This is a genomic window from Pseudomonas sp. F-14 TE3623 (assembly GCF_053629015.1).
Genome location: NZ_JBRJHM010000001.1, coordinates 6,226,101 through 6,237,494, shown reverse-complemented (window position 1 = coordinate 6,237,494; position 11,394 = coordinate 6,226,101). Strand labels below are relative to the sequence as shown.

Below are 11,394 nucleotides of genomic sequence, written 5' to 3'. Positions count from 1 at the left end.
GCATCGAGGATGACCCGTTCGCTCAAGAAATGTGCACTACATAGTTATGCCCATTGTCGATTCAGTACCGTGTAGTGTCAGCGCCGGGCCACATCCGAAAAGTAGAACTTGTCCAGGGTATGTCGCGACTCGGTGTACTCGAATTGTCGACCGTCCTGCAGGAAGGTCTGGTTGCTGACCACGATCACATGGCTCTGGCCGTCGAGGTCCAGGTGTTGTTGGTCATCCTTGCTGCGCGGCACCGCTTCGATGGTGCGCTGGGCGTAGGCGATTTGCAGTTGCAGGGTTTGCTCGATGAAGGCGTAAATCGATTGTTCGGCGATGTCGCGGGACAGGCCGGGAATCACGTCGCTGACGAAATGGTTGATGTCGAGGATCACCCGTTTACCGTCGATCCGTCGCACTCGCTTGATTCGTGTGATCAGGCTGCCTTCTTTGGCCTTGATGTGTTCAAGCAGCGAGCCTTCGAGGGGTATTTGTGCGAATTCGACCACCTCGGTGCTGACGTCATTGCCCAGTCGTGGGTAGGTTTCCTGGAAGCTGACGATGCCGCCGAGTTGAAATTCGATCGGGTTGGTCGACAGCACGAAGGTGCCTTTGCCGTGGACTTTCTGGGCGAAACCGCGCTCCTGCAATTGCTCGATGGCCTTGCGCACAGTGCCGCGACTGGCCTGATAGCTGTCCATCAGCTCGGTTTCGGAAGGCAGTCGTGCGCCGCGTTCCAGACGTTCGGTCGTGATGCTGGCAAGCAGATCGCTGTAGATCTGGTTGTATTTACTCATGGGGATGGCTCTGTGCCGCGCTGTGCTCAAGGTTTTGAACCTTAAGGGCAGGGTAGGGGTTTGTCCATGCGGCTTTGGGTTTCTTTGACTTCGGAGGTAGGAAATGTCGCCGCCTGTCGGGTTTGGGAGAAACCAAATCAAACTCGTCTGTACGAGTTGTTGCAATAACTCGTACAGACGAGTACTTTTCGCTTCGGCGTGCTGCCAATAACAAAAAACTACAGCGGAAGAAAAAAGCATGAGCCACGACTATCCGAATATCGCCTCCGAGCTGCTGCACAGCCTCGGTGGCAGCGACAACATCGAGCAGGCCGCGCATTGCGTCACACGGCTGCGCCTGGCCCTCAAAGACCCGAAACTGGTCAACAGTGCCACGCTGAACCAGATCGATCTGGTCAAAGGTTCATTCTTTACCGGCGGCCTGTTCCAGGTGGTGATCGGCCCCGGCGAAGTGGAAAAGGTCTACGCCGAACTGCGCCGTCAAACCGGTCTCGCCGCCTCGACCATCGCCGACGTCAAACAGAAAAGCGCCGACAAGATCAACCCGATGCAGCGATTGGTGCGGGTATTTTCGGACGTGTTCATGCCGATCCTGCCGGCGCTGATCATTGCCGGCCTGTTGATGGGCATCAACAACCTGATCGGCGCCAAGGGCATGTTCATTGAGGGCAAGACCCTGCTGGACGCCTACCCCAAGCTTGACGGGCTCTGGAGCCTGGTCAACCTGATGGCCAATACCTCGTTCGTGTTTCTCCCGGCGTTGGTGGGCTGGTCGGCGGCGAAGCGCTTTGGCGGCAGCGAAATCCTCGGCATCGTGCTCGGCCTGATGCTGGTGCACCCGGATCTGCTCAACGTCTGGAACTACGGCAAAGCGGTGGCGGGGCTGGAGGGGCAGAGCCTGCCGTACTTTGACATCCTCGGTTTGTTTCAGATCGAGAAGGTCGGTTATCAGGGGCAAATCCTGCCGATCCTGCTGGCGGCTTATGTGATGAGCGTCATCGAAAAGTGGCTGCGGGCGCGGGTGCCTAATGCGGTGCAATTGCTGGTGGTGCCGATCACCACCATCGTTGTCACCGGTGTGCTGGCGCTGGCAGTGATTGGCCCGGTGACTCGCCATCTGGGGATTCTCATCACCGAAGGCATGGTCACCCTGTTCGACCTGGCGCCCATGATTGGCGGCGCGATTTTCGGCCTGCTTTACGCACCGCTGGTGATCACCGGCATGCACCACATGTTTCTCGCGGTCGACCTGCAACTGATCTCCACCCAGGGCGGCACTTTCATCTGGCCGATGATTGTCATGTCCAACCTCGCCCAAGGCAGCGCGGCCCTGGCGGTGTTCTACACGACCCGCAGTGTGCGGGACAAAAGCATGGCCTCGACCTCGGCGATTTCTGCCTACTTCGGCATCACCGAACCGGCCATGTTCGGGGTCAATCTGCGCTACAAGTTTCCGTTCTATGCGGCTCTGATCGGCTCGGCGCTGGGCTGCATCTTCCTGTCGCTGAACAAGGTCCAGGCCTCGGCAATCGGCGTCGGCGGCTTGCCCGGTTTCATCTCGATCATTCCGCAGTTCATTCCGATGTTCGTGGTCGGGATGGTGATTGCCATGGTCGTGCCGTTTGTTCTGACCTGCGGGTTGAGCATGAGGATTGTCCGGCCCGGGTATCGGGTCGCTTGATAGATCCATTCGCGAGCAAGCCCGCTCCCACAGTTGACCGCATTCCAATGTGGGAGCGGGCTTGCTCGCGAAGGGGCCAGAACAGTCACCGCCCAATTTATTGAAGGAATCCCGCCATGCAAGACTGGCAACGTTCGGTGATCTACCAGATCTACCCGAAGAGTTTTCACAGCCACGCCGGCAACCCCACGGGGGATTTGCTCGGCGTCGTGGCCAAGCTCGACTACCTGCACTGGCTGGGTGTCGATTGCCTGTGGATTACGCCGTTCCTGCGTTCGCCCCAGCGCGACAACGGTTACGACATCAGCGACTACTATGCCATCGACCCGAGCTACGGAACCATGGCCGACTGCGAGTTGCTGATCGCCGAAGCCGGCAAGCGCGGGATTAAATTGATGCTCGACATCGTGGTCAATCACACCTCGATCGAGCACACCTGGTTTCAGCAGGCCCGCAGCAGCCTCGACAACCCTTACCGCGATTTCTACATCTGGCGCGATCAGCCGAACAACTGGGAATCCAAGTTCGGCGGTTCAGCCTGGGAGTACGAGGCCCAGACCGGTCAGTATTACCTGCACTTGTTCGACCACACGCAGGCCGACCTGAACTGGGACAACCCCCAGGTGCGCGCCGAAGTCTTCAAGATGATGCGTTTCTGGCGCGATAAAGGCGTGGGCGGTTTCCGACTGGACGTGATCAACCTGATCTCCAAACCGGCGGATTTCCCCGAGGACAACACCGATGGTCGGCGCTTCTACACCGACGGCCCGCACGTCCACGACTACTTGCAGCAGATGCACCGTGAAGTGTTCGAAGGCCATGACCTGATCAACGTCGGCGAGATGTCGTCCACCAGTCTGGAACACTGCATCCGCTATTCACGGCCAGAGTCGAAAGAGCTGTCGATGACCTTCAACTTTCATCACCTGAAGGTTGATTACCCGAACCTGCAAAAGTGGGTTCGCGCCGATTTCGACTTCCTCGCACTCAAGCGCATTCTCTCCGACTGGCAAACCGGGATGCAGGCTGGCGGCGGCTGGAACGCGCTGTTCTGGTGTAACCATGATCAGCCGCGGGTGGTCTCGCGTTTTGGGCATGACGGCGAGCATCGGGTGGTGTCGGCGAAGATGCTCGGCACGGCGCTGCATTTTCTGCAGGGCACGCCGTTCGTGTACCAGGGTGAAGAGCTGGGCATGACCAATCCGGGCTTCGATCACATCGATCAATACCGCGATGTCGAAACCCTGAACATCTTCCGGCTCAAGCGCGAAGCCGGTAGCAGCGACGCCGACAACATGGCGGCAATCATGCAGAAGTCCCGGGACAACGGTCGCACGCCGATGCACTGGAACGCTGAGCCGAACGCTGGTTTCAGCGCTGCCGAACCATGGATCGGCGTGCCGGCCAACGCGGCACAGATCAACGTCGCTCACCAGCTCGACGATCCGGATTCGGTGCTGCATCACTACCGTCAGCTGATTGCCCTGCGCCGCAGTGAAACGCTGATGTCCGACGGCGTGTATCGGCAGTTATTGCCTGAGCACACGAAAATCTGGGCGTACGTGCGTGAAGGCCATGGCGAGCGTTTGCTGGTGCTGAACAACTTCTATGGCGCGCCGTGCGAAGTCGAACTGCCGGATGAGGTGATCAGCGAAGCGATGACTCAACGTCTGGTCATCAGCAACTATCCGGACTGTCCGCTGCGCAATCAGCAGGTGTTTTTACGGCCGTTTGAGTCGTTCGTGCTGCACCTGACTAACCACTAGCCCTTAACCAATAAAAGCACCGTTTTAAAAAACACGCAGAACGCTGCGCGGGGGAGTTTTGCGCGCCGATTTTGCTGCATCACACAATAAAAATAATGAGGTGGTTCTTGAAAACAACAATAAATCGCAGCCTTGTAGCGGCGGGTGTATGTCTGGCATTACCACTGTCAGCCCAGGCGCTGGAGTTCGCCGGTTACTTGCGCAGCGGCGTCGGGACCTCGGTTAATAGCGGTAAACAGCAGTGTTTCCAGCTACCGGGAGCGCAGACTAAATACCGCTTGGGTAACGAATGTGAGCAATACGCCGAACTTGAGTTGCGCCAGGATCTGTACACCCTGGACGATGGTTCGGTGCTCAGCGTCGACGGCATGGCATCGCTGTATAACCAGTACGACAAGGACCTGACGTTCAACGGTGACAACGGCTCGGTGCGCCTGCCGCAGCTGTATGCGCAATGGTCGAACATGCCCAGCCTCAACGGCGGTTCGCTGTGGGCCGGTCGGCGTTACTACAAACGGAACGATATCCACATTTCCGACTTCTACTACTGGAACCAGAGCGCCACCGGCGGCGGTATCGAAGATGTGCTGATCGGTGATCTGAAGTACAGCTACGCCTTCTCGCGCAAGGACAACCTGTACCAGAAGGACTACATCAACCGTCACGATTTCAACGTCGCTGGCTTCAACACCAACCCTGGCGGTGAGCTGGAGTTCGGCTTGAGCTACATCGACAAACCCGACAGCCGCGACGCTCACCACGGTTGGGCGATAACCACCCAGCATGTGCAGAAGGGCTTTCTGGGCGGCAAGAATAAACTGGCCTTTCAGTACGGCGAAGGTCCGGGCACCGGGTTGGGCTATACCGGTAACGTGAAGCTGGATGACAGCAGCAAAAGCTACCGAGTGGTGGAGTTTTTCGACTGGCAAGTGACGCCGCGTTTCGGCGGGCAAGTCGAAGCGGTCTACCAGAAAGACATTCGCCAGGACGGTGCCGACCAGAACTGGATTTCCCTAGGGATTCGCCCTGCGTATGCGATCACCGAGCAGTTCAAACTGGTGACCGAACTGGGCCACGATCAGGTTGAAGCCACGGGTGGGACGCGCAAGTTGAGCAAGTTCACCTTCGCCCCGACGTGGTCGCCCAAGGGCCCGGAATTCTGGGCGCGCCCCGAGGTGCGTCTGTATTACACCTATGCCAGCTGGAACGAGGCGGCCAAACGGGCGGCCAATGAACTGGCGGCGGGTTCGGCGTTGTCTGACACCGGCGCCTTCGGCACAGCGCGACACGGTGCGAACGTCGGATTGCAGGTCGAGTATTGGTGGAAATAAGCGATGCTGTCGGAGCCTCGCGCTCCATCGGCACTTCAAAGAACAAAACAGCAGGTGACGTCATGGCCACACCCCAACAATTGCAACTGCTGGCACCTTTGTCCGGCGTGCTGATGCCGCTGGACCAAGTGCCCGATCAGGTGTTTTCCAGTCGTGTGATCGGCGACGGTCTGTGCATCGATCCGACCTCGCAAACCTTGTGCGCACCGCTGGCCGGGGTGATCAGTAATGTGCAGGTCAGTGGGCATGCCGTCAGCATCACCGACGACAATGGCGTGCAGGTGCTGATGCACATCGGCCTCGATACCGTGAACCTGGCTGGAAAGGGTTTCACCCGGTTGGTGGAGGAAGGTCAGCGGGTAGTAGTGGGGCAGGCGCTGATCGAGTTCGATGCCGATTACATTGCCTTGAACACCCGCAGTTTGTTGACCTTGATGCTGGTGGTCAGCGGCGAGCCGTTCACCTGGCTGACGCCCGAAACGGGTGTAGTGGAAAGCGGTCAGCCGCTGCTGAGTCTGAATCCATCCGAAGTGGCGGTCGATGAGCCGATGCCGGAGAAGGGCGAAGCGCTGTTCTCCAAACCGGTGACCCTGCCCAATGCCAACGGCTTGCACGCTCGACCTGCGGCAGTGTTTGCCCAAGCAGCGAAAAGCTTTTCGGCGAGCATTTGCCTGCATAAACAGCAGGACAGCGCGAACGCCAAATCCCTGGTGGCGATCATGGCTTTGCAGACCGCCCATGGTGATGTCCTGCAGGTCAGCGCGGCGGGCGCGGATGCCGAAGTGGCGATCAAGACGCTGGCCGAGTTGCTGGCCGCCGGTTGCGGGGAAGCCGTCACGGTGATGGCAGAAGTTGAGACGGTTGTGGTCGAGACCTCATCGCTGAAGGTGCTGCGCGGCGTCTGCGCCTCGCCGGGGTCGGCGTTTGGCCAAGTGGTGCAGATTGCCGAGCAGACCCTCGAGGTGAGCGAATCAGGCGTTAGTCCTCAGGTTGAGCGTGAGCACCTGTCCCGGGCGTTGGCGGCGGCGGTTCTGGCCTTACAGCAGTTGCGAGACAAGGCCACGGGTGACGCCCAGGCAGACATCTTCAAGGCTCATCAGGAACTGCTCGAAGACCCAGGCCTGCTGGATCAGGCCCTGGCACTGATCGATGCAGGCAAAAGCGCCGCTTTCGCCTGGCGTGCGGCCACCGAGTCGACGGCAACCTTGTTCAGAAGCCTGGGCAATGCCTTGCTGGCCGAACGGGCGGCGGATTTGGCCGACGTCGGTCAACGGGTACTCAAGCTGATTCTCGGCGTAGAGGATCGTGCGATGGAGTTGCCGGACGGGGCGATTCTGATTGCCGAGCAACTGACGCCCTCCCAAACGGCTGGCCTGGACACGCGCAAGGTGCTGGGGTTCGCGACGGTCGGCGGTGGTGCCACCAGCCACGTGGCAATTCTCGCGCGGGCCTTCGGTTTGCCGGCGATCTGCGGCTTGCCGGTTCAGGTGCTGACATTGATCAATGGCACCCGGGTTTTGCTTGATGCCGACAAGGGTGAGTTGCAGCTGGATCCCGAGCTGGCCGCTATTGAGCAGTTGCAAGCCAATCGTCAGCGACAAAAGAAACGCCAACAATACGAGCTGGAAAATGCAGGCCTGGCCGCCTGTACCCGAGATGGGCATCACGTTGAAATCACCGCCAATATCGCGTCGCTGACCGAAGCCGAACAGGCCATGACGCTGGGCGGCGAGGGCGTCGGTCTGTTGCGTTCGGAGTTTCTTTATCTGGATCGCAATCACGCGCCAAGCCATGACGAGCAGGCATCCACTTACAGCGCCATCGCCCGAGCCTTGGGCCCGGCGCGCAATCTGGTGGTGCGGACCCTGGATGTCGGCGGTGACAAACCGTTGGCCTATGTGCCGATGGAGCGTGAAACCAACCCATTCCTGGGCATGCGCGGAATTCGTTTGTGCCTGGAACGTCCGCAGCTGTTGCGCGATCAGTTCAAGGCGATTTTGAGCAGCGCCGGGCTGGCGCGCCTGCACATCATGCTGCCGATGGTCGCGCAGCTGTCGGAGTTGCGGCTGGCCCGTCAGCTGCTTGAAGAAGAGGCGCTGGCATTGGGCCTCACTGAATTGCCGAAACTGGGGATCATGATCGAAGTGCCGGCGGCGGCGCTGATGGCTGATCTGTTTGCGCCCGAGGTGGATTTCTTCTCCATTGGCACTAACGATCTGACCCAGTACACCCTGGCCATGGATCGCGATCACCCACGGCTGGCCAGTCAGGCCGACAGTTTTCATCCCTCGGTGCTGCGCCTGATCGCCAACACTGTGAAAGCCGCTCATGCCCATGGCAAATGGGTCGGAGTGTGCGGCGCCATGGCTTCGGAAAAACTGGCGGTGCCGCTGTTGCTCGGGCTTGGGGTGGATGAACTGTCGGTGAGCGTGCCGTTGATTCCGGCAATCAAAGCGGCGGTTCGCGAAGTGGATCTGCTGGACTGCCAGGCCATCGCCCTGCAGGTGCTGGGGCTGGAAAGTGCCGAGCAGGTACGCGAGGCATTGCTGCTGCACCACGAGGCGACGGTCGATACTTCATTAATTCTGGAGAACTGAGCATGTTCGAGAAAATGCAGCGAGCGTTCTGGAAAGCGTTGACGCCGGATTTGGTGGTGGATGAGCCGAAACTGGAGGCTCAGCCTGTTTTCGGTTTGGCCGCGAATGTCGTGGCCGCGCTTGGCGGAGTGGATAACCTCAAGTCGCAACAGCCGGTGGCGCTGACCCGGGTGCGGGTGGAATTGCGGGATATGACGCAGATGGATCGGCAGGCGTTGACGGTGGCAGGGGTGCCGGGAGTGATGATGCTGGAGGATGGAGTGGTTCATCTGATCACCGGCCTTCAGCCATAACCGGACCTTTGTGGTGAGGGGCTTGCCCTAATGCCGGTAAGTTAAGACGCAGAACCTGTGGGAGCGTGGCTTGCCCGCGAAGACGGCGGCACAGTCAACATTGATGTTGCCTGATACAACGCTTTCGCGAGCAAGCCCGCTCCCACAGGTTCCGCGGCTTAACTGGATGGCATTAAGGCTTGCCTGCGAAGACGCCGGATCAGAAGCCCGAAATCTCTGAAACTAATCCGCTGCTGACCGAGCCCGCAACCGCCGCCCAATCACATCCAGCACATCACACCCATCGCGCAATGGAATGGTGCAGAGCAAAGCGAAGTCACTGAGAATGAAGGATTCGCACTCGACCGAACCGCGCATCGAAATGTTTTCGAGCACTTGGGTGACTGCACGAATTCGATAGCTGGCAGCGTCATACAAAACATCGATCGGCGCGTGGGTATCGACGAACAGGGTGGGCATGTCGTTACAGTTGCCGGTGAGGGCCATGAAGCGGTTGTCGGGGTGGGGAATTGGTTCTTCGTAGGGTGGGTCTGGCGTTAGCGTCGTCATTTGTAATTTCCATGAGTATGAATATGAGCTGCCAACGCACCCTCCTACAGGTTTGGGTGGCAGCCATGCGCAGGAGTAGGAGTACCGAGCACTCATGAACCTCGGCCACGCCGAAGCGTGTCCCGCGCACAGCCGCCGCGAACGATCTTACGGACACGAATTAAGCGCCGCAATCAAACGACAAAGCTGTTGCACCATGAGAGAGGGCTCCTACACCCTGCCACTGCATTTGCAGTGACCACTAAAGACTATCGTTTTACGACTGTTGCGCAGCCGAACGGGGGCAAGCCCCCTCGCCACAGGGTTTCATTTCAATCAATTAGCTGAGGTTGAACACAGGTGCATTGCCAGCCGTGCCTGTGACCATCCGCCGCGCTGCCCTTACTGTTTCTCATCCGCAGGTGTATCGTATTCGCCTTTTGCAGGCCTCCGCGCCTGTGGCTGATACGTGAGGTAGTTGAGTTCATGTCCTTTACCCGTCGACAAATACTCGGTGGTCTGGCCGGTCTTGTGGTGGTTGGCGTGGGGGCCGGTGGCGTGTCGCGTTACTGGCTGGGCAAAATGGCCGACGCTGACGCCGGCCACGACTATGAGCTGATCGCCGCACCGCTGGACGTCGAACTGGTGGCCGGGCACACAACCCAGGCTTGGGCGTTCGGCCCATCGGCGCCGGGCACTGAGTTGCGCGTGCGTCAGGGCGAATGGCTGCGGGTGCGCTTCATCAACCATCTGCCGGTGGCGACCACCATTCACTGGCACGGCATCCGCCTGCCGCTGGAAATGGATGGCGTGCCGTACGTGTCGCAGTTGCCGGTGCTGCCGGGCGAGTACTTCGACTATAAATTCCGCGTACCCGACGCCGGCAGCTACTGGTATCACCCGCACGTGAACAGCAGCGAAGAGCTCGGTCGCGGATTGGTCGGCCCATTGATCATCGAAGAGCGCGAGCCCACCGGTTTCAAATACGAAAAGACCTTGAGCCTCAAGAGCTGGCACGTCGATGAAGAGGGTGCTTTTGTAGCGTTCAGCATTCCTCGCGAAGCGGCCCGTGGCGGCACGGCGGGGGGCTTGTCGACCATCAACGGCGTCTCACAAGCGGTGATCGACTTGCCCGCCGGGCAGATCACTCGTGTACGCCTGCTCAACCTCGACAACACGTTGACGTACCGCCTGAACATTCCTGGCGTCGAAGCGCAGATCTACGCGTTGGACGGCAATCCGATTGAACCGCGCCCATTGGGCAAGGAATACTGGCTGGGTCCTGGCATGCGCATTTGCCTGGCGATCAAGGCACCGCCGGCTGGTGAAGAACTGTCCCTGCGCAACGGCCCGGTACGCCTGGGCACCTTTCGCTCAGTGGCCAATACCGATGCGCCAACTGAGTGGCCACCGGCACTGCCCGCCAACCCGGTGGCCGAGCCGGACCTGGCCAATGCCCAGAAACTCAACTTCAATTTTGAATGGGTGGGCTCGGTGTCGGTCAATGTCGAAAACGGCAAGCCGCCAAGCCTCTGGCAGATCAACGGCAAGGCCTGGGACATCACCGACAAGACCTGCGCCGATCGACCGATTGCCAAGCTCGAAAAGGGCAAAAGCTATATTTTCGAATTGAAGAACATGACCCAGTATCAACATCCGATCCATTTGCACGGCATGAGCTTCAAGGTCATTGCCTCGAACCGGCACAAGGTCATCCCGTACTTCACCGACACGTACCTGTTGGGCAAGAACGAGCGTGCGCAAGTGGCGCTGGTGGCGGATAACCCTGGGGTCTGGATGTTCCACTGCCATGTGATCGACCACATGGAAACCGGCCTGATGGCCGCCATCGAGGTGGCGTGATGCGTCAGATTCGCCCCGCAGCGATTATCGACCGCAGCCGTGATCGCGACTTCATGCGCGAAGCCCTGGCCCTCGCTGCTCAAGGCGCGGCCCTTGGCGAAGTGCCGGTGGGCGCGGTGCTGGTGCAGGACGGTGAAATCATTGGGCGCGGTTTCAATTGCCCGATCAGCGGCAACGACCCCAGTGCCCACGCCGAGATGGTCGCGATCCGCGCTGCGGCCCAGGCTGCCAGCAACTATCGCCTGCCGGGCAGTACGCTCTACGTGACCCTGGAGCCGTGCAGCATGTGCGCCGGGCTGATCGTGCACTCGCGGATCGCGCGGGTGGTGTATGGCGCGCTGGAGCCCAAGGCCGGGATTGTGCAGAGCCAGGGGCAGTTCTTTACCCAGGGCTTTTTGAATCATCGGGTGTTGTATGAGGGTGGGGTATTGGCGGAAGAATGCAGCGCGGTGTTGACTGAGTTTTTCAAGGCCCGTAGAGCCAAGCCAGCAGACTAAAACACACATCAAATGTGGGAGCGGGCTTGCTCGCGAAAGCGGTGGATCAGTCAACA

General features: G+C 59.4%; 9 protein-coding genes. 7 read left to right on the top strand and 2 right to left on the bottom strand.

Going from position 1 to position 11,394, the window contains the following annotated elements; translation table 11 throughout:
* Positions 1-77 precede the first annotated feature (77 nt).
* Positions 78-782 carry a trehalose operon repressor gene (gene treR, locus AB7M29_RS28800; RefSeq protein WP_052966223.1) on the bottom strand — a complete coding sequence of 235 codons (705 nt, stop codon included), beginning with the start codon at positions 780-782 and terminating at the stop codon, positions 78-80.
* 238 nt (positions 783-1,020) lie between these two features.
* Between treR and treP the strand changes: the two genes are divergently transcribed.
* The 5 genes from treP (at position 1,021) to AB7M29_RS28775 (ending at position 8,450) form a co-directional block, all read left to right on the top strand.
* Positions 1,021-2,463 carry a PTS system trehalose-specific EIIBC component gene (treP, locus tag AB7M29_RS28795; protein WP_454248539.1) on the top strand — a complete coding sequence of 481 codons (1,443 nt, stop codon included), beginning with the start codon at positions 1,021-1,023 and terminating at the stop codon, positions 2,461-2,463.
* Positions 2,464-2,579: 116 nt separating this feature from the next.
* The gene (gene treC / locus AB7M29_RS28790) at positions 2,580-4,229 is read left to right on the top strand and encodes an alpha,alpha-phosphotrehalase (RefSeq protein WP_217854385.1); all 1,650 of its coding nucleotides are present in this window, start codon (positions 2,580-2,582) and stop codon (positions 4,227-4,229) included.
* Between the two features lie 107 nt (positions 4,230-4,336).
* Positions 4,337-5,560 carry a maltoporin gene (locus AB7M29_RS28785; RefSeq protein ID WP_217854384.1) on the top strand — a complete coding sequence of 408 codons (1,224 nt, stop codon included), beginning with the start codon at positions 4,337-4,339 and terminating at the stop codon, positions 5,558-5,560.
* Positions 5,561-5,622: 62 nt separating this feature from the next.
* On the top strand, positions 5,623-8,157 hold the full coding sequence (gene ptsP, locus AB7M29_RS28780; protein WP_454248538.1) for a phosphoenolpyruvate--protein phosphotransferase: 2,535 nt from the start codon (positions 5,623-5,625) through the stop codon (positions 8,155-8,157).
* A gap of 2 nt (positions 8,158-8,159) precedes the next feature.
* Entirely contained in the window at positions 8,160-8,450 is a 291-nt protein-coding gene (locus AB7M29_RS28775; RefSeq protein ID WP_454248537.1) for a PTS transporter subunit EIIB, read from the top strand.
* 222 nt (positions 8,451-8,672) lie between these two features.
* On the opposite strand, the gene AB7M29_RS28770 is transcribed toward AB7M29_RS28775, so the two are convergent.
* A complete protein-coding gene (locus AB7M29_RS28770) occupies positions 8,673-8,999 on the bottom strand; it encodes a hypothetical protein (RefSeq protein WP_217854381.1) in 327 nt (108 codons plus the stop codon).
* A 465-nt stretch (positions 9,000-9,464) separates the two neighbouring features.
* Between AB7M29_RS28770 and AB7M29_RS28765 the strand changes: the two genes are divergently transcribed.
* Positions 9,465-10,841 carry a multicopper oxidase family protein gene (locus tag AB7M29_RS28765; protein WP_454248536.1) on the top strand — a complete coding sequence of 459 codons (1,377 nt, stop codon included), beginning with the start codon at positions 9,465-9,467 and terminating at the stop codon, positions 10,839-10,841.
* Positions 10,841-11,338 (top strand): tRNA adenosine(34) deaminase TadA, encoded by a 498-nt coding sequence (gene tadA / locus AB7M29_RS28760; RefSeq protein ID WP_048395492.1) that lies wholly within the window; start codon positions 10,841-10,843, stop codon positions 11,336-11,338. The genes AB7M29_RS28765 and tadA overlap by 1 nt, the downstream gene beginning before the upstream one ends.
* Positions 11,339-11,394: the final 56 nt, after the last annotated feature.

Bases quoted from the DNA above. Each gene is read 5' to 3' on its own strand.
- treR (WP_052966223.1), bottom strand. From the start codon at position 782: ATGAGTAAATACAACCAGATCTACAGCGATCTGCTTGCCAGCATCACG.
- treP (WP_454248539.1), top strand. From the start codon at position 1,021: ATGAGCCACGACTATCCGAATATCGCCTCCGAGCTGCTGCACAGCCTC.
- treC (WP_217854385.1), top strand. From the start codon at position 2,580: ATGCAAGACTGGCAACGTTCGGTGATCTACCAGATCTACCCGAAGAGT.
- ptsP (WP_454248538.1), top strand. From the start codon at position 5,623: ATGGCCACACCCCAACAATTGCAACTGCTGGCACCTTTGTCCGGCGTG.
- AB7M29_RS28775 (WP_454248537.1), top strand. From the start codon at position 8,160: ATGTTCGAGAAAATGCAGCGAGCGTTCTGGAAAGCGTTGACGCCGGAT.
- AB7M29_RS28770 (WP_217854381.1), bottom strand. From the start codon at position 8,999: ATGACGACGCTAACGCCAGACCCACCCTACGAAGAACCAATTCCCCAC.
- AB7M29_RS28765 (WP_454248536.1), top strand. From the start codon at position 9,465: ATGTCCTTTACCCGTCGACAAATACTCGGTGGTCTGGCCGGTCTTGTG.
- tadA (WP_048395492.1), top strand. From the start codon at position 10,841: ATGCGTCAGATTCGCCCCGCAGCGATTATCGACCGCAGCCGTGATCGC.